General features: G+C 60.6%; 18 protein-coding genes and 1 tRNA gene. 8 read left to right on the forward strand and 11 right to left on the reverse strand.

Going from position 1 to position 20,623, the window contains the following annotated elements; all coding sequences use genetic code 11:
* Positions 1-57 precede the first annotated feature (57 nt).
* The 3 genes from PB2503_RS02640 to PB2503_RS02650 form a co-directional block, all read right to left on the reverse strand.
* Positions 58-1,599: an MmgE/PrpD family protein gene (locus PB2503_RS02640; protein WP_013299672.1), complete on the reverse strand. Its 1,542-nt coding sequence runs from the start codon at positions 1,597-1,599 to the stop codon at positions 58-60.
* Positions 1,600-1,787: 188 nt separating this feature from the next.
* Positions 1,788-5,012, reverse strand: a complete 3,225-nt coding sequence (locus PB2503_RS02645; protein ID WP_013299673.1) for an efflux RND transporter permease subunit — start codon at positions 5,010-5,012, stop codon at positions 1,788-1,790.
* Positions 5,009-6,322: an efflux RND transporter periplasmic adaptor subunit gene (locus tag PB2503_RS02650; protein WP_013299674.1), complete on the reverse strand. Its 1,314-nt coding sequence runs from the start codon at positions 6,320-6,322 to the stop codon at positions 5,009-5,011. Before PB2503_RS02650 ends, PB2503_RS02645 begins: the two co-directional genes overlap by 4 nt.
* 66 nt (positions 6,323-6,388) lie before the next feature.
* On the opposite strand from PB2503_RS02650, the gene PB2503_RS02655 reads away from it, so the two are divergent.
* Together PB2503_RS02655 and PB2503_RS02660 are read left to right on the forward strand one after the other, a co-directional pair.
* Entirely contained in the window at positions 6,389-7,606 is a 1,218-nt protein-coding gene (locus tag PB2503_RS02655; protein ID WP_013299675.1) for a TolC family protein, read from the forward strand.
* A complete protein-coding gene (locus PB2503_RS02660; RefSeq protein WP_148235168.1) occupies positions 7,603-7,794 on the forward strand; it encodes a hypothetical protein in 192 nt (63 codons plus the stop codon). Before PB2503_RS02655 ends, PB2503_RS02660 begins: the two co-directional genes overlap by 4 nt.
* Positions 7,795-7,935: 141 nt before the next feature.
* Here the strand turns inward: PB2503_RS02660 and PB2503_RS02665 are convergent, their stop codons facing one another.
* Positions 7,936-8,688 carry an EF-hand domain-containing protein gene (locus PB2503_RS02665; protein ID WP_013299677.1) on the reverse strand — a complete coding sequence of 251 codons (753 nt, stop codon included), beginning with the start codon at positions 8,686-8,688 and terminating at the stop codon, positions 7,936-7,938.
* 248 nt (positions 8,689-8,936) lie between these two features.
* On the opposite strand from PB2503_RS02665, the gene PB2503_RS02670 reads away from it, so the two are divergent.
* The 4 genes from PB2503_RS02670 to PB2503_RS02685 all read left to right on the forward strand — a co-directional run bounded on the left by PB2503_RS02670 (position 8,937) and on the right by PB2503_RS02685 (position 12,260).
* Positions 8,937-9,013 (forward strand) — tRNA-Met (locus tag PB2503_RS02670).
* Positions 9,014-9,165: 152 nt separating this feature from the next.
* Positions 9,166-9,861, forward strand: a complete 696-nt coding sequence (locus tag PB2503_RS02675; RefSeq protein WP_013299678.1) for an NAD(P)-dependent oxidoreductase — start codon at positions 9,166-9,168, stop codon at positions 9,859-9,861.
* A 106-nt stretch (positions 9,862-9,967) separates the two neighbouring features.
* Positions 9,968-11,815 carry an ABCB family ABC transporter ATP-binding protein/permease gene (locus PB2503_RS02680; protein WP_013299679.1) on the forward strand — a complete coding sequence of 616 codons (1,848 nt, stop codon included), beginning with the start codon at positions 9,968-9,970 and terminating at the stop codon, positions 11,813-11,815.
* A 31-nt stretch (positions 11,816-11,846) separates the two neighbouring features.
* Positions 11,847-12,260 carry a SufE family protein gene (locus PB2503_RS02685; RefSeq protein ID WP_013299680.1) on the forward strand — a complete coding sequence of 138 codons (414 nt, stop codon included), beginning with the start codon at positions 11,847-11,849 and terminating at the stop codon, positions 12,258-12,260.
* 90 nt (positions 12,261-12,350) lie between these two features.
* On the opposite strand, the gene PB2503_RS02690 is transcribed toward PB2503_RS02685, so the two are convergent.
* The 5 genes from PB2503_RS02690 to PB2503_RS13720 form a co-directional block, all read right to left on the reverse strand.
* Positions 12,351-12,935, reverse strand: coding sequence for a cytochrome c oxidase assembly protein (locus tag PB2503_RS02690; protein ID WP_013299681.1), 585 nt, complete (start codon positions 12,933-12,935; stop codon positions 12,351-12,353).
* Positions 12,932-13,132: a hypothetical protein gene (locus tag PB2503_RS02695; protein WP_013299682.1), complete on the reverse strand. Its 201-nt coding sequence runs from the start codon at positions 13,130-13,132 to the stop codon at positions 12,932-12,934. Before PB2503_RS02695 ends, PB2503_RS02690 begins: the two co-directional genes overlap by 4 nt.
* A complete protein-coding gene (locus tag PB2503_RS02700; protein ID WP_049782025.1) occupies positions 13,125-13,994 on the reverse strand; it encodes a heme o synthase in 870 nt (289 codons plus the stop codon). The genes PB2503_RS02695 and PB2503_RS02700 overlap by 8 nt, the downstream gene beginning before the upstream one ends.
* An 89-nt stretch (positions 13,995-14,083) precedes the next feature.
* Positions 14,084-15,760 (reverse strand): cytochrome c oxidase subunit I, encoded by a 1,677-nt coding sequence (gene ctaD / locus PB2503_RS02705; RefSeq protein ID WP_013299684.1) that lies wholly within the window; start codon positions 15,758-15,760, stop codon positions 14,084-14,086.
* Between the two features lie 9 nt (positions 15,761-15,769).
* The gene (locus PB2503_RS13720; protein ID WP_013299685.1) at positions 15,770-16,948 is read right to left on the reverse strand and encodes a cytochrome c oxidase subunit II; all 1,179 of its coding nucleotides are present in this window, start codon (positions 16,946-16,948) and stop codon (positions 15,770-15,772) included.
* 231 nt (positions 16,949-17,179) lie between these two features.
* Between PB2503_RS13720 and tldD the strand changes: the two genes are divergently transcribed.
* Complete coding sequence (gene tldD / locus PB2503_RS02720; RefSeq protein ID WP_013299686.1) at positions 17,180-18,595, forward strand: metalloprotease TldD; 1,416 nt, start codon at positions 17,180-17,182, stop codon at positions 18,593-18,595.
* Between the two features lie 14 nt (positions 18,596-18,609).
* Here tldD and PB2503_RS02725 read toward each other — a convergent pair whose 3' ends face one another.
* Positions 18,610-19,083: a J domain-containing protein gene (locus PB2503_RS02725; RefSeq protein ID WP_013299687.1), complete on the reverse strand. Its 474-nt coding sequence runs from the start codon at positions 19,081-19,083 to the stop codon at positions 18,610-18,612.
* 48 nt (positions 19,084-19,131) lie between these two features.
* Here PB2503_RS02725 and gluQRS point away from each other — a divergent pair, with 48 nt between their 5' ends.
* Positions 19,132-20,112, forward strand: a complete 981-nt coding sequence (gluQRS, locus tag PB2503_RS02730; RefSeq protein ID WP_202944401.1) for a tRNA glutamyl-Q(34) synthetase GluQRS — start codon at positions 19,132-19,134, stop codon at positions 20,110-20,112.
* Here the strand turns inward: gluQRS and PB2503_RS02735 are convergent.
* A complete protein-coding gene (locus PB2503_RS02735; RefSeq protein WP_013299689.1) occupies positions 20,088-20,489 on the reverse strand; it encodes a helix-turn-helix domain-containing protein in 402 nt (133 codons plus the stop codon). The genes gluQRS and PB2503_RS02735 overlap by 25 nt on opposite strands.
* Positions 20,490-20,623: the final 134 nt, after the last annotated feature.

A 20,623-nucleotide genomic window follows, 5' to 3' on the forward strand; every position in this document is an offset into this window, starting at 1 on the left:
TGGGCTTTGGCCCCGCACCGCATGTGGCGCAGGGCAGGTTTTACGGCACGACGCGCCTTAGAAAATGCCGGTGGCGAGATTTTCTTCAAGATACCCGGCCGGGGCCACGGGGTTCAGAGCCAGGATCTCTTCCGGTCCCAGTTCGGGCAGACGCTGCACAAGATCGAGGAAGCGTGCCGATTCCGCCGCATCCAGAATATCGCCGGTCAAGGTTTTGAATTTCTGGATATAGTGCTCGCGCTTGAACGGCCGTTCCCCCAGCGGGTGCGCGTTCGCGACGGCCTTCTCATCCTCGAGCACCGTGCCGTCCTCCATCGTCACCACCACGCGGGCACCGAAGGCTTTTTCGCTCGGATCGTGGCTGTGATAGCGGCGGGTCCACTCGGGATCCTCCGTCGTCGAAATTTTGTGCCACAGGCGCACCGTATCCTCACGCTGGGCCCGCTCGGGCGCATAGGAGCGAACATGGTGCCATTCCCCGTCCTGCAAGGCGACGGCGAAGATATACATGATCGAGTGGTCCAGCGTCTCGCGCGAGGCCTTGGGGTCCATCTTTTGCGGATCGCCCGACCCGGTCCCAATGACATAATGGGTATGGTGAGAGGTATGCAGAACGATGGACTTCACCTTGTCGAAACCGCCCTTGGCTTCGATTTCGCGGCCCATTTTGAAGGCCAGGTCGATCAAGGCCTGGGACTGATATTCGGCTGAATGTTCTTTCGTATACGTGTCCAGAATCGCGCGCTTGGCCTCCCCCGCTCCGGGGAGCGGGACCACATAGGTCGGCTCATAGGGGCTCTTGCCCTGGTCGCGGGCCGTCCGCCCGTTGAGGATGAAGGAGATCACCGAATCTTCGCCCTCATAAATCGGTGAGGGCGCCCCTTCGCCACGCATACAGCGATCCACCGCCTCAATGGCGGTCTTGCCCGCATAGGCGGGGGCGAACGCCTTCCACGAGGAGATCTCGCCCTTGCGGGATTGCCGTGTGGTGACAGTACAGTGAAGCCCTTGCTGGATCGACTGGTAGATCGTTTCCTTATCGAGCTCGAGAAGGGTCCCGATCGCTGCCGAGGCCGAGGGGCCGATATGGGCGATGTGGTCGATTTTGTGTTCGTGCAGGCAGATCCCCTTCACAAGATTGACCTGGATTTCATAGCCAGTGGCAATACCGCGAATGAGGTCTTTTCCGCCCCGGCCGGTTTGCTGGGCCACGGCCAGAACAGGCGGAATATTATCCCCGGGGTGGGAGTAATCGGCGGCCAGGAACGTATCGTGGAAATCGAGTTCCCGAACGGCGGTGCCATTCGCCCACGCCGCCCATTCGGCGCCGACGCGCAGATCGCCGCCGACCCCAAAGAGGGTCGCGCCCCCACTCAGCCGATGGGCCACGGCCTGGGCCCGGGCGGTTTTGATGGGACCGCGATTGAGGGAGGCAATTGCCACGGAGGCATTGTCGATGATCCTGTTGATGATCATCTCGGTGACTTCTTCTTCGACCTCCACCGGGTCTGCTGCAACCTCCGCCATTTTCCAGGCGAGTTGCTTCTCGCGGGGCAAGTCATCTTTGGACGGATGAGCGTGAACTGAATGGTCTATCATTCCTAATCCTCATTCTATTGCGGTCGGCCGACGGCGATCGTCGGCGAGAAGTCGTGACCGAAAAGCGCGTATCGTCGCCCCCAGGCGAGGGGGCGCAGGAGCGACGGCAACGGCGCATCAGCCGATCGGAAAGGGGTTCGAGGATGGGCGCCAATCCGTCAAGTGGGCGTCGTCGCGCGGCTGCCCGGCTACCGTAAACGAGACAGATCCGTCTTCTCTTTCCCCCGCACCTTATGGACGGTCCGCCTTACCGCCTCTCCCCCCTTCGTCTTGAGCCACCGCGCATTATCGTGGGCAATGCCGTGGAGGCTGGCGGCGGCGGGCACCACCAACATCAGGATGAAGGTCCCAAACAGGATCCCAAAGCCCAGGGATACCGCGGTGGGGACAAGGAAAGCGGCCTGGACGCTTTGCTCGCTGATAATCGGGGTGACACCGAGAAAAGTGGTCACGGAGGTCAAAATAATCGGGCGGAACCGGCCAACAGCCGAGTCGACGATGGCCTTGCCCCGCTCCACCCCTTTTTCGAGCGCCTCATTGATATAATCGACCATCAGCAGCGCATCGTTGATGATCACCCCCGACAGGCCGATAATCCCGAATAGCGAGAGAAGAGTGAGGTTGATTCCCAATAGCGCATGCCCCCACAACGCGCCGATCAAGCCGAAGGGGATCAGCACCAGCACGATTAATGGCTGGGTGTAGGAGCCGAAACTTAAGGCCAAAAGGGTATAAATCGCGAACATCGCAATCAAGAAGTTCCGCCCCAGGGCGGACATGCTGCGCGCCTCTTCCTCTTGGTCCCCGCCATATCCGATGGACACATTGGGATAGTCTTCCTGGATTTCGGGCCAAATGCGCTGAAAGACGGCACTGGTGATCGCCCCGCCGGTCGAAATGTTGAGATCGACATCGGCGCGCAGCGTATAAACCCGGGCCCCGTTTTCGCGATTGATGACCGATGGCGCCTCGCCGACTTCGACAGTGGCCACCTGGCTCAACGGGACATAGCCATCCGCCACGCGAATGCGTTGATTGCGGATGGTTTCGACAGTTTGACGCTCCGCCTCACTATAGCGGACCCGCACCTCCACCTCTTCGCGATCGCGCTGAACCCTTACCGCTTCGGCCCCGAAATAGGCCGCCCGAACCTGGCTTGCGACATCGGCATTGGTGAGACCGAGGGAGCGACCTGTGGGCAAGAGCCGGATCTGGAATTCCTCGGTCGTGCGGAATCGGTCATCTCGCACCGCATAGGTACCGGGGAGTTTCACCACCTCCTCCCGCAACCGACCGAGGGCTGCACGGACGTTTTCTTCGTTGGGGCCTGTCAGTTCCAAGGTCACATCGGCCCCGCCGCCAACGAGGTCGGAAGAGAATGTCAGCTCCTGCGCCCCCGGCAGATCCCCCGTGGCCTCCCGCCAGGCCTGCTCGAAATCAACCGCCTTGAATTTCCGAACAGCGGCATCCTGAATTTTGACGATCGCATAGCCCGCATTGGCGGCCGGACCGCCCGAAGCGGCGACAGCCCCCGGGGCCTCGTCGCCAACGGCCTGTCCGATGCTCCACAACGTCCCCTCGACAATATCCTCCGGGTCCGTCTTGAGCGGCCCCGCGATCTTTTCACTGGCCGCCGCCACAGCATCGACGATCTGGCGTGTCGCGCGCCGGGTTTCGGCATCGGACGCACTTTCCGCCAGTACCACGGTGGCGGTCACGTAATTTCCCTCAACCTCAGGGAAGAAATCGAATTTCACGATACTGGTCGACATCAAGGTAAAGGTTGCGAACAAGGCACCGAAGGCAATCATCAGTGTCGTGAGGGGAAATTTGACGCACCAGGTAATGGCTGGGCCCAGGCGTTCGGTACTGAAACGGTCCAGGCGTTTGGTCGTCCAATCCTTAAGCGGATCGGTAAAGCGGCGCACCGAGATGCGCGGCGGCGGCGATCCATCGATATGCGAAACATGCTGCGGCAAGATGAAGAAACTCTCCGTCAGCGAGAGCAGCAGAACGAAGATCACCACCGCAGCAATGGCCCCGAGAAACTGGCCGAATTGTCCGGGCAAGAACAATAGAGGCAGAAACGCGCAGATCGTGGTTGAGATGGCAAACAGGACCGGGCGCGCCACCCGATACGCCCCGACCAGTGCAGCGCGGGCGCCTTTATGCTCCCCTTCTTCGAGGGTCGTATAGATATTCTCCCCCACGACAATGGCATCATCCACCACGATGCCGATGGCGAGAATAAACCCAAACAGGGTGAGCTGGTTGATGGAAATGCCGAATAGCGCCATCAAGATCAACGAGCCGGCGAAACTGATCCCCACACCGACCGCCACCCAAAAAGCGATGCGGACATCCAGGAACAAAAGCAGGATCGCGGTGACAAGGATCAGCCCGATGATCGCATTACGGACCAAAAGGTCGATCCGGCTTTGCAGGTCAAGGCTCTGATCCCGCCAGATGACCGTCTCGACGGCGGGGGGCAGGTCGGGCTGTAGCCGCTCGACTTCCTCTCGAACCGCTTCGATGAGGGAGAACACCTTTTCCGCCCCGACGCGATAGACATTGACCACCACAGCCGGTCGTTCGTCGTAATTGGTCTCTAAGGGCGAATCGGCAAGACCGTCATTGATGTCGGCGATGGCGCCAAGACGGATAGGACTGCCCGCCGCCGTGCTCGCCACAACGACCTCGCGAAACTCCTCGCCGATCTCGTTTTCCCCAAGGGTCCGCACGAGCGTTCGTCGATTAAGCCCTTCGATTTCACCGCCGGATAGGTCGAGGCTCTCTCTACCGATAGTATCGGCAAGTTGCGGGAGAGACAGACCAAGGGCCTGCATTCGCGGTTCACTGACTTCGATCTCAATAAGGTATTCGGGCACGCCCACGACATCGACCCGGCTGACCCCTTCGCGGCCGGCAATACGGTTACGGAGCGTTTGGGCTGTTTTCTTCAAGGTCACGGTATCGACCGGACCGCTGAGCACGACCTGGGCAATCAACTCCGACGATTCGAGCTCGCCTATCTGCGGCTCCTCGGCTTCCTCGGGGAACACCGTTATCTGACTGACCTCGGTTCGGATATCGTTGGTCAGTTCATTGACGTCTTCACTCTCGTAAAGCTCGACAACGATATTCGCGACGTTCTCCGCCGCGACGGCGCTATATTTTCGAACCCCTTCAAGGCCCGAAATCCGTTCTTCGATCGGTTCGACGATCGCTTCTTCCACCTCCTCGGGCGTCGCACCGGGATAGGGCACCGTGATATTGACCGAATACAGATTGATATCCGGAAACAAACGCACCACCAGCGTTGTACTGGCGAAATAGCCCACCAAGACCAGAAAGATCGCCAGCATGTTCGCGGCGACCCGATTGTTGATGAAAAAGGCAATGAGGCTCCTCACGGACGCACCGCCTCACCGGGTCCCATTCTCACCCCACGCTCGCTCGGCACTATTTCGGCGACGCGATAAGCCTCGCCGGTGGGGCGTTGATTGAGCCACGCCGTGGGATCCCCGCCTTGCGGCGCCTCATTCTTGATCCGCACCTCCATCCCTTCGGCCTCCTCGGTCAGGGCGGTCGTCAGCACAGGAACGCCTCCAAGATTTTCGTCCGACGCAAAGATCACCCGGTCCGCAGCGATGGAGACAGGTCGAACGGCCACCCGGTGCAGGCGTTGGTCATCATTGATCCGCCAAATGTAACTCTGCCGCCTCAGGGCGGCACTCGGCGCCGAATAGAGCGGGTCAGGAGAGCGGGCGGGCAAGGCCACGGCGACAAAGTCCCGCGCGAAGACTTGCCCCTGCCGAGCGGCGGAAAAGGCATCCGGCACCATGACCACGACATCGACGGTTCGGGTTTGCGGATCGATCGACGTGCCGACTTCCAGCACCCGCCCCGTCAAACGATCTTGCAGGGCGCTTCCCTGCGCCGGCTGAACCCTCGCTTCAAGGCGCCCCCCGCTATGGGTATAGGCGCGAGCCACCGCTGCGGCATCGTCGGGAGAGATCCCGACGAGAATTTCAGCCTCTCCACTGCTGATCAATTGGGCGAGCACCGTTTGCGGCGACACATATTGGCCAATTGAGACCTGTTCCCGGGAGACCACCGCATCGAAGGGAGCCCTCAACTCAGTATCCGCCAGGTTTTCCCGCGCCACCCGCAGGCCTGCGCGCGCCTGGCTGACTGCCGCCTCAGCGGAAAGGGCGCTGGCCCTGACCTGTTCGAGTTGGGCCTGGGCGGAGGCCCCGATGCTCGACAATTCCTTTTGCCGGGTCAGCTCGGCCGTCGCCTGTGCCGCATTCGCCCGGGCACTGGCCAGATTCGCCTCCGCCCGTTCGACCTCTGCGGCGTAGATTTCATCCTGAATCCGCAGCAATACCTCGCCCTCGGCAAAGCGGCCGCCCACGGCGAGCTTCTCGCTGACATAGACGATCTTGCCGGAGACCTCGGCTACCAGATCGACTTCCATCGCCGGCTGTAGGAATCCTTCCTCCGTCACCGTGAAGGTCCGGTCCTCCGCCTCGGCCCGGACGACCTCGACCAAGGGCGGCGGAGGCGTTTCCCCCGCCGTTTCGTCGCGGCCCAATAGAGCGGGAACAACGGATACCGAGAGATAGCCAACGGCAAGAACGGCGACGCCAATGAGAAAAATCCGCCAGCGAATAGGGGCGCCGGGATTTTTGGACTCGGCTGTAAGAACTTCTTGGTTCATGACAGATACTAACCCCGTTACAATGTCACTAGCGGAAGGGCCCTCGTTAATTAGGTGTTAACACACATGAAGAAACTCGGCGCGATCATTTTTCTGTTCCTCCCGGCATGCGCGAGCGTCGGACCCGACCTGTCCACCGCCCCCGCCGAGAGCTGGCAGGGTGAATTCTACTACGGCGATGATTCCGCCTATACATCCGACGCACCAGCAAAGATCGCGCCATGGTGGCAGGCGGCTTTCGACGACGATCGTCTTAATCGTCTTGTGGTGCTCGCCGATAATAATAACCGGGATATCGGCGCCGCCCTTTACCGCGTCGAAGAGGCGGAGGCTCGGCTGAGCCGGGCCCGGCGGGCACTCCTCCCCCAAGGGAGCGGCTCTGAATCCTATTCTCGCACGAATGAGTTCATGCAAGGGCAGGGCGGCCAACGCCAGGAAACGGACGTCTATACCCTGAGTGCCGACTTGCAGTGGGAGCTCGATGTCTTTGGCCGGATCCGCCGTCAGCGGGATATCGCCAGGGCTGGAGCCGCCGAGCGATTGGCCCTCTATGAAGATGTCATGCGCGTTGTGCATGCCGGTACCGCGCAGGCTTATTTCAACTGGCTGGAGGCGGATCGCCGTCGGGCCGTGGCGCAACAAAATCTCGGTCTTCAGGAGGAGGCGCTGCGCCTGACGCAGGAACTCGTCAATCTGGGGGCGAGCCCGCGCTTCGACTATGACCGACAATTGACCCAAGCGCGACTGACCGAGGCCGCGCTTGTCCAATTGACCGCCGCCCGGGCCGACGCCCTCTCTGCCCTGGCGCTGCTCTGCGGCGTCACAGTACCTGAATTGGTCGGGCTATTCCCTGAATTCTCCGGTGACTCCGGCACTATTGATGTGCCCGACATGACCCCGACCCTCGGCATCCCCAATCCTGCCGTCGTCATTCGCCAGCGGCCCGACATCGCCAGCGCAGAGGCGCAATACGCCCAAGCGCTCTACCAGATCGGCGTGGCCCAAGCCGAGTTGTTCCCGCAACTGACCTTCAGCGGCAGCGTCAGCCAGACCGCCTTTGAGCCCGAGGCCCTTTATGACCAAGAGAGCTTTGGCTTTAGCTATGGTCCCCGGCTGAACTGGAATGTCTTTTCCTTCCCGCAATTGCTCGCCGAGGTCGATGCCACCGGCAAGGCGGCGGGCGCGGCGAAAATGGCGTATGAAAACACCGTTCTGAACGCCCTTACCGAAACCGATTCCGCCCTTGCCCAATTGCTGCCGCCCTCAAACGGGAGGCTGTGTTGAGCGAAGCCGAGGAGGCCGCCAATCGCAGCCTCTCCCTCGCCGAGGCGCGCTATCGCGCGGGGGCGGACAGCCTGCTCAGCTTTATCGACAGTCAGCGCACCGCCCTCGACACGGCGGACCAGGCCGTCTCAGCCCAACTGGCCGCGCGCCGGGCGCGGGTCGATGTCCACCGCGCCCTCGCGCAATAGGTGTCATCCCCCCAAAGTCCCATGCGCCGCCTCCACTCATGCGTCCTCGCTCAAGCGGCGTTGAGGGGAGGCGATAAGAAAAGGGCGGCCCTTACTTAAAAGGGACCGCCCAACCATCGTTTACAAGAAGGACCTCAGCCCTCAGCCACGGCGCTGCATAGAGGCGGCGCGACGCTCATCGGGGGAGATCACGCCATCGCTATTCGCGTCATGGCGATCGAACCGTTCAAGGCCAGTGGTTTTGAACTCCTCAAGGGAAATCCGGCCATCTCCATCAGTATCGCCCTGGTCAAACGCGTCCTCGGCGCGGTCGACCATCATGTCGCGACGGGCGGCCATTTGCTCCTTTGTAGCGGCCCGCGCCTCCGTCAGCTCGGCTTCCGTCAAGGTCCCGTTCTGGTCGGCATCGAGGGTCTGAAATCGCGCTTCGGCTAGGGCGACGACATCCTCACGGCTGGCCCCGTCGGCCATGGCCGCCTGCCCGCGCTGCATCCCGCCTTTTTGCGGACGCTCCTCCTCATCGATGACGCCGTTCCCGTTCCGGTCCAGACGATCGAAGGAGGCAAGCGCCGGCGCCGCGAATTCAGTCGGTGTGACGACCTGATTGTCGTTGGTATCGAGGGCCTCGAAACTCATCGCCTCGCGGCCTTTGGCCATTCTCTTTTTCATCCCGGCATACCGGTCCCGCGCGGGGGCCGCCGCTTCGCTGGCTTCGAGGTAACCGTCGCTGTTCTGATCCAGATCGGCGAACCGTTCTTCGAGGCGGGTTTCGACATCGGCGCGCGCCATCGGCGCCATGCCGCCTCGCTCCATAGGCGGTTGAGCACTGGCGAAGGCGGCGGCGAAGGCCGTGACAGCAATCGTCCCGGCAAGGGAAACTTTCAACGTGGTCATGATCCTATCCTTTCATTGGCCGCGAACGGGACGCCGTCAGGGAAGACAGGGGGGGGTGGCGCCCCGTCGCGACATTGATGACGTAGGATCCTCATGTCGCTACGCTATGGCCTCCGCGTCGTGTTATGTCTCGGAATGTAACGCGAGAGAGGCCTTTCAATGGCCCCTCCCCCGGTGCCTCTGAGCGCCTCTGGGCCCTTGACGACGATTGACAGAGGGGCCCTCTATTCGGCATGAGCGGCGGCTGTGGCGGAGTAGCTCAGTTGGTGAGAGCGCAGGATTCATAACCCTGAGGTCGGCGGTTCAAATCCGCCCTCCGCTACCATCCCCCCCCTCTGCCCCCCCTCTGTGCCTCGCCAAGGGATCAATGGGTCGCCCCGGCCCGGCAATTCCAGCCCTCTTATCCCCATGGCCGCTCGACGCCCCCCTTCCCGAGCCCATATTAAAAGAACGAGTGTGAAGCGGAGAGCGGACCCTATGACCACGATCACGGTTTTCGGCGCCGCCGGCGCCACCGGCACCCAAGTCGTCAAAGAAGCGGTCACGCGGGGCTATACCGTCCGCGCGGTGGAGCGGGCGTGGCCTGCCCGCGCGCCGTCATTGACCGGCGTCACCACTTTTACCGCCGACGTTCTTTCAGACCCCCTCGACCCCGCCATTGACGGCAGTGACGCGATCATCTCCTGCCTTGGCCTCGCTTTCAGCCCACAGACGGCCATCGCGCCTCCCCCCCTCTATACAGAGGGGACATTGCGGATCATCGAAGCCATGAGGCAGCGGGAACAGCGGCGGCTGGTGGTCATCAGCGCCGCCTTTGTCGATCCGCATACCGAGATGCCGACCTGGTTCCGGCACTCGGCCTATCGCGCGCTGCGCCCCATCTTTTCGCAAATGGCCGATATGGAACGGGTGCTGAGAGCAAGTGAGGGGATCGACTGGTGTGCCGTTCGTCCCGGCTGGCTGCTCAATGAGCCGGCAACGGGGGATTTCCGGGTCTTTGACAAGGCACTGCCCAAGGGGGTTTTCCGCACCCGCCATGCCGATTTGGCCGCGTTCCTCATCGACAATGCCCTCAACGATCGGTGGTTGCGGTCGACCCCGGCCATCGGCCGCAAGGAAAGCGTCCGTTTCACAACGCCTCCCGCCCTGCTAAAAGAAGTCTTGAAGCTGTAGAGAGTGGGGCCGCCCGCAATAAGACTTTGCCGTCCGGCAAAGGGCCGTCGCGATGATCGCCGCAGCGTATCGAAACGGTGTTTTCGCTCCCGCCTAGGTCGTTCCTATGTCCCCACGTTTGAGTAATAGCGCCGAGGCGCCCCACGCTGAGTCCAGTCTGCGGGAGCAATTAGGGTCCATCGCGACCTTGTTTCCCTATCTGTGGCGAAAGGACCGGCCCGGTTTCCGCCCCCGCATTATTGGCGCCGTGATCGTCATTTTGACGGGACAGATGATCACAGTGGCCGCGCCTCTCTTGCTCGCCATGGGGATCAACCGTCTGGCCGAACAAGACGAAGCCTTAGGGCTGACAGCGGCCATAGGCGGCTTTATTCTCGGCTATGGGATCTTTCGCCTGCTGTCGGCGGCCTTGCCGCAAATGCGGGAATTCCTTTTCTCGGTTGTCAGCCAAACCGCCCAGCGTGAAGTGGCGGTCACGGTCTTCGATCACCTCCACTCGCTGTCCTTACGCTTCCACCTTGAGCGCCGTACCGGCGGATTGAGCCGGGTGATCGAGCGGGGCATCCGATCGATCGATTTCCTGTTCCGATTTCTTCTCTTCAATATCGGCCCCACCCTTGTTCAATTGCTGATCGTCAGTATCGCCTTCGGCCTTCGCTATAGCTGGTCCTTGGTGATCATCGTGGTGGTGACCGTCGTCCTTTATTTCTATTTTACGGCAACCTCCACCGAATGGCGTCTCAAATTCCGTCGTCAGATGAACGAAAAGGATCAGCTGGCCAACACCCGCGCCGTCGACGCTCTCCTGAATTACGAGACCGTGAAGTACTTCACCGCCGAGCGGTATGAGAGCGGTCGGTACGATGAGGCGCTGACGGATTATCAGGATGCGGCCGTCAAATCACAGAATTCTCTGGCTGTGGTGAATATCGGTCAGGCACTGATCATCAATCTGGGGCTTGTCTCGGCGGTTTTCGTCATCGCGCGCGGCGTTGCCAACGGAATCTACGGCATTGGGGAAATCACGGGTGTCAGCCTGATCATGATGCAGCTGTATCAACCGCTGAACATCCTCGGCTTTGCCTATCGGGAGATCAAACAAGCCCTGATCGATATGGAGCGCATGTTCGGCCTCCTCAAACTGCGCCCTGAAATCGATGACGCCCCGACCGCCCAGCCCCTCGTCGTGACGGGCGGGACATTGGTCTTCGACAATGTCCACTTCGCCTATGATCGCGAGAGGGAGGTCCTCAAAGGCGTCGATCTGACAGTAGAGGCAGGCAAGAAGGTTGCGGTTGTTGGTCCGTCAGGGGCGGGAAAATCGACGCTCGCGCGGCTCCTTTATCGCTTCTATGAGGCAACAGATGGCGAGATCAGGATCGACGACCAGCCCATTACGATGGTGACGCAAACCTCGCTGCGGCACTCCATCGGTGTCGTTCCGCAAGATACGGTCTTATTTAATGATACGATCGGATATAATATCGCCTACGGACGACCGAACGCCAGCCACGAAGATATCGAGGAAGCCGCCCGCCTGGCGCAAATCCACGACTTCATCATCGGGCTGCCCAAGGGGTACCAAACCATGGTGGGGGAGCGGGGCCTCAAACTCTCCGGTGGTGAAAAGCAGCGCGTCGCGATCGCGCGGACAATCCTGAAGAACCCGCCTATCCTCATTCTCGATGAGGCCACCTCCGCCCTCGATTCAGCAACGGAGCAGAGTATTCTCGGGGCCTTGAAGCGGATCGAACACAATCGGACCACCCTGGTCATCGCCCATCGCTTGTCGACCATTATCGACGCCGACCTGATCGTCGTGCTGAAAGAGGGGGCGATCGTCGAGACGGGAACCCATGACAGCCTGCTTGAACAGGCAGGCCTTTATGCGGAGCTGTGGCAGCGGCAACTCGACGGGTACACGGCGGGCGCCGACATCCAAGCTGCCCAGTAGCGAGACAGCAAAAAGGGCTTACGTCAGTAGCATGTCAGACTTACCGGATTTCGAGGCGATCAAAGATGACATGGCGTTCCTTGAGGATTGGGACGAGCGCTATCGCTACATCATCGATCTTGGTCGACAATTGCCCCCGCTGGCCGAGGAGGAGCGGTCGGAAGACACGCGCGTTCGCGGTTGTGCCAGCCAAGTATGGCTGGTCTTCGATACCGGAGAAGCGGGCCACCTGCGCATCCGGGGGGACAGTGATGCAGCCATTGTCAAAGGGCTGATCGCCATCCTTTTGAGCCTTTATAAGGGAAAGAGCGCGGCGGACATCGCAGCGATCGACCCAAAAGCCGCCCTGGGTGAACTGGACCTCGAGGCCCATATTACCTCGCAAAGGTCCAATGGCCTTGCCAGCATGATCGCTCGTATCAGAACGGTCGCATCGGCGGGCTGACTCGGCGGCCAGACATCGGTCGATCAGACATCGCCCCTAGGTGATACGGAGAGAGCAACTCTCTCACTGCCGATCAGACGAGGCTCTCCCTCAATAGACGGCGGCGGTCTCTGACGGTGCTGTGGCTTGGGTCATTTTCTCTTCGGCCCGTTCATTCCGATAAAAGATATAACTCAGCGTGATCTCGCGCACATCGTCCATGCTCGGATCGTCCGCTATCGACGGATCTACGAAAAAGGTCACCGGCATTTTGACCGTCTCATGGGGCTGAAGGAGCTGCTCGGTGAAGCAGAAGCAAGCGACTTTCATGAAATAGGGGCCAGCCTTTGCAGGCTGAACATTATAGCTCGCGGTCCCAATGACGGGATAATCCGCTGTGTTGGCGGCCTCATAATAGGCAAGACCGGTCTCTCCGACATGCAGCGTCTGAGGCCCTTGCGCAGGGGTAAAGCGCCATGGCAGGCCTTTGGCCGTCGTGGCGTCGAACCGAATGGTGATGGTGCGGTCCAGCACTTCGCCCGCCGCCGTATCGGCCCGCTGTGTGGTGCCCCCCCAGCCTGTCACCTGGCAAAAAGTCCGGTAAAGCTGTGGAGAGACCGCCACCAGCGTGGTCATCGCGCCGATCGCCCCCAGCGTTATCATCACGGTCCGGCGTTTCGGGTCAGTCATCATCATACGCCCCCTGTATTTTGCGCCAAGCGGAGAACCGTCGTAGCGAAAACGATTACGATGAAGGCCACGACGCCGAACGCGATCGATTTATTCCGTCGCGACCGCGCTACGGCCTCCTCTTCACTCAGCGGCTGCAGCTCCCCCGTGGGAACCCCCTCTCGGGCTTCGATCTCCGGGGCCTGTTGCGGATGGTCAGACATTAGTAGCCCCCCCTCCTTCGATGATCAGGGCAAGGAATAAGGCAAAGAGGTAGAAAATCGAAAAACCGAAGAGCCGCCAGGCAGGCTTCGCGCGCTCATCCCGTTGGATGTTTACCGCCAGCGCAACAAAGACAACTCCTCCCAAGACCGCCACACTGCCGTAAAGCCAGCCCGCCATCTCAAAGGCCACCGGCAAAACCCCCAAGGGCGCAAGCAGGACGGAATACCATAGGATCAACCGTCTAGTATGCGCATCGCCCCGGACATTCGGCATCATCGGGATCGCCGCGGCCCTGTAATCGTCCTGCTTCACAAGCGCGAGGGCCCAGAAATGCGGCGGCGTCCAGACAAAGATAATGGAGAACAATACCCAAGCGGCCAGGGGCGCATCACCGGTAATCGCGGCCCAGCCAACAACCGGCGGCAGCGCACCGGCAGCCCCGCCGATGACGATATTCTGTGGGGTGCGCCGCTTAAGGATCATAGAATAGACGAGCACGTAGAAAAGGATGGTCCCGGCCAAGAGAGCCGCGGCGAGATAGGTGCCGCTCAAGGCTAAGAGCCATACGGCCAAAAGCGATAGCAGCCCACCGAAGATCAGCGCCTCATCACGCGGCACAGCGCCGCGGGGAATAGGGCGGTCTTTCGTCCGTTGCATGACGGCATCGATATCCGCATCCCACCACATGTTGAGCGCGCCTGAGGCCCCCGCGCCGAGCGCGATCGCCAGGAGGGAAATCAAAGCGAGGGGCCAATTCGTCACCTCGCCCGGCGCCGCGATCATCCCCGCAAAGGCGGTAAAGATCGACAGGCTCATCACCCGCGGTTTCAGGAGTTGCAAATAATCTCGCGGACCGGACAGACGAGAATTCGGCTGCCCCGAAGCGGGTCCGCCGCCCCGATGGGGCGGCGGATCGGCCAATTGGCTAGGATGAGGGTCGACCACACTCGTCACTTAATCACCGGCAGCTCATTGAACTGGTGATAAGGTGGCGGCGAGGGCAGCGTCCATTCGAGCGTCGTTGCGCCTTCTCCCCACGGATTGTCACGGGCGACACGGCTCGATTTTTTCCGCATGAGGAACGCTTCGATCTCGACCACAACCCAAATCAACATGGCAACCAGGGTAATGGCATATCCAATCGATGAGACCTTATTCCAAAGGGCAAACCCCTCAGGATAGTCGATATAGCGGCGCGGCATCCCCTGCATTCCAAGGAAGTGTTGCGGGAAGAAGATCAAGTTCACACCGACGAACATCACGAAAAAGTGCAGATTGCCCAACAGTTCGTTATACCGCACACCGAACATCTTCTCGTGCCAGTAATACCAGGCCGCAAAGATCCCGAACACAGCGCCGAGCGACAACACATAGTGGAAGTGCGCCACGACATAATACGTATCGTGCATGTAGGTATCGATACCGGCATTTGCGAGGAGAACCCCCGTCACCCCACCGACGGTGAACAGGAAGATGAACCCAATCGCCCAGATCATAGGCGTCTTGAACTCGATCGACCCTCCCCACATGGTCGCGATCCAGCTGAAGATCTTGATACCCGTCGGCACCGCAATAATCATCGTGGCGGCCACGAAGTAAGCCTTCATGTTCACCGACAGGCCCACCGTATACATATGGTGAGCCCACACGATAAATCCGACAAAGCCGATCGACACCATCGCATAGGCCATGCCGAGATACCCGAAAATCGGCTTTTTCGAGAAGGTCGAGACAATGTGGCTGATGATCCCGAAAGCAGGGAGGATGAGGATATACACCTCTGGGTGTCCGAAGAACCAGAAGAGGTGCTGATAGAGCACCGGATCCCCGCCTCGTGCCGCATCGAAAAACGCGGTGTCGAACAGGCGATCGGTCAGAAGCATAGTGATCGCCCCGGCGAGCACCGGCAGGGACAGCACCAGCAAGAACGCCGTGACGAGGACCCCCCAGGCGAAGAGCGGCATCTTATGCAGCGTCATCCCCGGCGCCCGCATGTTGAAGATCGTGGTGATGAAGTTAATGGCGCCAAGGATCGAACTGACCCCCGCCAAGTGGAGGGACACGATCAACAAATCCATCGCCGGACCGGAGGTTGACGTGGAGAGCGGAGGATAGAGCACCCACCCGCCGCCATAGCCAAGCTCGGCACCATAACTGGGCGCGAAAAGCGAGAGGGTCAGGAGGACCCCCGACGCGCAATAGAGCCAGAAGGAGATGTTATTCATGCGCGGGAACGCCATGTCGGGAGAGCCGATCATGATGGGAATGAAATAGTTCCCGAACCCCCCAATCAGGGCCGGCATGACCAGGAAGAAGATCATGATCAGGCCGTGATAGGTAATCAGGACGTTGTAGAAGTTCTTGGCCGAGGTTTCCTGCTCAGCCAGCGTCTTCGCATCCGAGGTGAATTGGGTCAGCACTTGAATGCCGGGCTCGGCAAGCTCCCACCGGATCAGGCCGGACATGGCGCCGCCGACAATCCCCGCTCCGATCGCGAAGATCAGATAAAGAATGCCAATATCTTTGTGGTTCGTCGAAAAGAACCACCGCACGAAGAAGGAAGGCTTGTGGTCATGATCGGCGCCGTGATGGGCGTCGCCTGACTGGACGGCTGTCTGTTCTGTCATCACACCCTCTTAATTGGCCGCGGCCGGTGCCGGCGCTGCGGCAAGTTGTTCATTGGGCAAGTCGAAAAACGGGTCGAGGCCATTGAGTTCGGCCTGTTCGTTCACCCAGGCCTCGAACTCAGGGCGAGAAACAACGCGTACCGAAATCGGCATGAAGGCGTGGTCGAGGCCGCACATTTCGGAACATTGTCCATAATAGGTGCCTTCATTTTCGGTGTAGAACCACGTTTCGTTATAGCGGCCAGGGATCGCATCGATTTTGATTCCAAAGGCGGGCATCGCCCAGGAATGGATCACGTCACGCCCAACCGTCGCGATCCGAATGGTCTCCCCGGCCGGGACCACCACATCGTTGGTTGTCGCCAGGCGGTAGAGGTTCGAAGGGACACTATCCTTAGGCGCCATCAGAGCGTCGAATTCAAAATCACCGAAATCGGGATAGACATAGGACCACCCCCACTGGAACCCGATCGCCTTGATGGTCACTGACGGCGCCGGAATCACTTGCGACTCGTCCTCACCAAAGAGGCCCAAAAACGGCTTCCGCCCCGCCCGGCTGCGCCCACCGGTCACCCGCAACAATTGCCCATTGGGGACGGGATCGGCGAGCGCGATAACCAGCTCTTCCTCGCCATAGCCTTGAACGTCGTATTGCTCAGGCGAGAGGAGCTGTTTTTGGCGAGAGCGTTTGTCCACCAACGCAACCTCCAAGTGCCGCTCTTGGGTCACGCGGCGACTTGCCACCTCGGCATTCGGGATGCGGGCCCGCTGGGTCCCCTCATCATATTCATAGACCTGCGCATCCGGCACGCGATCCTGAAGATAGAGGAGATCGAAGGAGAACAGCGCGATGAACACCAGTATGAGGACGGGCACGACTGTCCACACCACCTCGACCAGCGTGTTGTGGCTGAAGGTATTAGGGACCGGGTTCGCTTTCGCATTGTAGCGAAGCACCACCCAGATCAGGAGCGCCAGAACGAACAGGGAGATCCCCACCATCACCGGCAGAATAACAAAATCGTGAAAGAAGTGGATTTCTTCGGCGACCGGGGTCGCCGCCTCTCGCAACGCGATCACGGAATTATGCGGGACATCTTCGAAGCCGGGCTCCCCCAAGGACTGCGCGGCGACGGCCATCGGCGCGAGGGCGAGGGAGGATAAGAATGCCGGAAGGGCGAGTTTCATGGGCCAATCACTCACGGACGAATTTTTCTAATAGGGTGCTTATGACCAAACCGCCCCCGCCATTCAAGCGCGCGGTTAGCCGCACGCCCCCTTTTCCTCTCACGCCGGTTCGGCTCGACAGCATGACCGCTGTTCATCTTGCCCTTAGGGGCCGAGGCGGCGAGGGCTTTGAGGGAAAAGACGCGGATCGCGCCTAGGATCCCCGGCAAAGTCCTCTTATCTTACCCTCCTATGACATTCTCATTCTTCGACCGGACCGACCTCCACCAAGATCGCACCCAACGCCTCCTCGACGACACGCTGACAGGATGTGACGATGGCGAGCTTTTCTTGCAGTTCAGCCAATCTGAAGCGTTCGTTTATGATGATGGGCACTTAAAGACAGCCAGTTATGACACGGCCCAGGGGTATGGGCTGCGGGCGGTGCTCGATGAGACCACCGCGTATGCGCACAGCTCCGACTTCTCCGAGGAAGGCCTGAAGCGCGCGGCCCAATCGGTGTCGGCCATCAAATCCGGCCATGGCGGCAGCATTGCGGACGGTCCCGTGCGCACCAATCGGCACCTTTACAGCGACGAGAGCCCGCTGGCCGGTCTTGCCTTCGATCGCAAGGTTGGGCTCCTCTCCGAAATCGATGCTTATGCCCGAGCAAAGGATCCACGGGTCCGACAGGTCTCGGCTTCCCTGACCGGCGAGTGGCGCGTCGTCGAAATCGTCCGGCCCGGCGGCCATATCGTGCGCGATATCCGACCATTGGTCCGCCTGAACGTCAGTGTCACGGCCGGCGAGGGGGATCGCCAGGAAAGCGGCTCCACGGGGGCCGGTGGCCGCGAGGGCTACAGCCGATTGATCGCGCCCGATTTCTGGCAATCCCAGGTCGACGAAGCGCTCCGCCGCGCCCTCGTTAACCTCGAAGCGGTCCCCGCCCCTGCCGGGGAAATGCCGGTTGTCCTTGGCCCGGGGTGGACCGGCGTCCTGCTGCACGAGGCGGTGGGCCACGGGCTTGAGGGCGATTTCAATCGAAAGAAAACCTCCGCTTTCGCAGGTCTTTTGGGCGAAAGGGTCGCAGCGCCGGGAGTTACCGTCATCGATGATGGCACCCTTGAGGGGCGGCGGGGCTCTCTGACCGTCGATGATGAAGGCACGCCCACCGAAAAAACCGTGCTGATCGAGGACGGTATTCTCAAAGGCTTCATGCAGGATCGCCTGAATGCCCGCCTCAGCGGCGTGGCCCCCACCGGGAACGGTCGTCGAGAGAGTTTCGAATATGCACCGATGCCGCGGATGACCAACACCTATATGCTCGGGGGCGCCTATGATCAGGGCGACCTGATCGAGAGCGTCAAGGACGGTATTTTCGCCGTGAATTTTTCCGGCGGCCAGGTCGACATCACATCGGGTAAGTTCGTCTTTAACTGCACCGAAGCCTATAAGATCGAGAACGGCCGCCTTGGCGCGCCACTCAAGAATGTCGCCCTGATCGGGGATGGCCCCACCGTGATGCGCCAGGCATCGATGATTGGGAACGATTTCTCGCTCGACCCTGGGGTCGGGGTCTGCGGCAAGGCGGGTCAGGGCGTGCCGGTGGGGGTCGGCCAGCCCAGCCTGAAGATCGATCGTTTGACCGTCGGGGGCGCCGCCGCTTAAGGCCCGATCGCCGATTAAGCCGCGCTGGCGCGCAGTTTCCGTTCGGCCATCACCTCGTCATAGGCGGCATTGATCCGCGCACTTACGACCCTTGCGGCGGCGATAATCTCCTTGTCGAGATCGAGAGACGCCAAGCGATCAGGATGGGACGCCTTGAGACGTTTCATCCAAGCGGCCCGCAATTCTTCATCACTTGCGGAGGGATCGACGCGGAGCAGCGTGTAGGGGTCGGTCTTGGGGGTTCCCGTACCACTGGACTCCGCGTCGTCCGCATGGGCCGGGACGACGGCGGCGATTTGCCCCTTCGCCACGACTTCCACGCCTGCATGGGTTTCGATGGGGACAAATTGGCGCGTATCGTTCAAGAGATCGGAGATGCGCTCTCCACCGGCGACGAACAACGCGCCTTCGATCGTCCGGCCAGAGGCCAGCGTGATAATGACCGGAACTTCGGTCCGTTTCCGTCGAATTTCTGTTTTCTCGAACATATCCGCCTTCCCGCAGGGCCGATGCACGAAAAAGAGGCTGCAAGGAGAATGCCAGAGCCGGGTGACGCCCCTAGGGTGAGCCCTGCCCAGCTTGAGGCCTCGACATCGCAGCCCAAGGGCGAAAAAACCGTCACGAAGATGAGAACACGCTTTGCCCCTTCGCCCACTGGATATCTCCACTTGGGCCATGCCTTTTCCGCCCTGTTGGCCCATCGGACGGCATTGTCCCTCGGCGGGACCTGTCTTTTGCGAATCGAAGACATCGACCACACACGCTGTCGTCCCGTCTTTGAAAGCGCCATTTTCGAGGACCTGGCCTGGCTGGGGATGACCTGGCCCCAACCGGTGGTGCGCCAATCCTCAAGGCTTGCCCACTATGACGAGGCCCTCGCAGGGCTCCTCGACCGGGGGCTCGTCTATCGCTGCTTTCGCTCTCGCGCCGATCTTGCCGAGGCCGCGTCGGCTCCCCACGGGCCCATCGGCCCGGTTCTGAGGGCCGGCCCCCTCCCCCCGCGACAGGAGCGGGCGCTTCTGGACGCGAAGGAGCCTTTTGCCTGGCGGCTCTGGAGCGATGAGGTGCGCGCCTATCTTGGGGCTGAGCTCTCGCATCTCAGCGCGACGGCGTGGACTCCTGCAGGCATGCACCATATCCCCGTCGACCTCGCGGCCGTCGGCGATGTCGTCCTGGGCCGGAAAGATCTGGGCACAAGCTATCACCTCGCCTCAGTCATCGACGATATCGACCAGACCGTGAGCCATGTGATCCGGGGGGAGGACCTGGCACCGATCGCCGGCCTCCATCGGCTTCTCTATCGCCTGTTCGAGGCGGCGGCACCCGTCTATTACCACCATCCCCTCATCCTAGGACCTCAGGGCAAAAGGCTGGCGAAACGAGATCAGGCCGAAACCCTGCGGGCCTATCGTGAGCGTGGCGTTACCCCAGACCGGCTTAAGGCCCGGCTGGGCCTCGACACGACCGTCCTGCCCTTCTCGAACGGCCTATCTCAGACCCGCCCACAGGACCGTTGATCGATAAGGACAGCGAGGCAACCGCATCGATCGACCTTGCGACCGATCCGTAGACGGTTCAACTGGTCGAGCCTTTCTTCTAGCTTGGTGATGCGTGCGTCGAACGCGTAATCATCCCGCCTGTCCTCGACCACCGCACAGGCATGGGCAACGGTCGTCCGTTCCCGGCCGAACGCCTCCGCAACTTCATTGTATGTGAGCTGATAGACAACATGGGCTAGATACATCGCCACCTGCCGCGCAAAGGCGATAGGGGCCTTTGCCCTACTCGCGCCCATCATCTCATCCTCAGATACTCCAAACTCTCCCGCGACGAGCCGACGCGCCGTAAAGGCGTGCCAGTTCACTTCGTCGCCTGTCGCACTGCCCTGCGTCATGGCCGACTCCTAGTGTCTGCAAAAGCCGAACAAATCTCCGGCTGCATGAATATAGTCTACACAACCGAGGCGAGGATAAGTTTAAGAGCAAATATTTTTCTTGGGGCGAATTGTCTTCATTCGGTTAAAGACTT

Source organism: Parvularcula bermudensis HTCC2503 (assembly GCF_000152825.2).
Classification (GTDB): Bacteria; Pseudomonadota; Alphaproteobacteria; order Caulobacterales; family Parvularculaceae; genus Parvularcula; species Parvularcula bermudensis.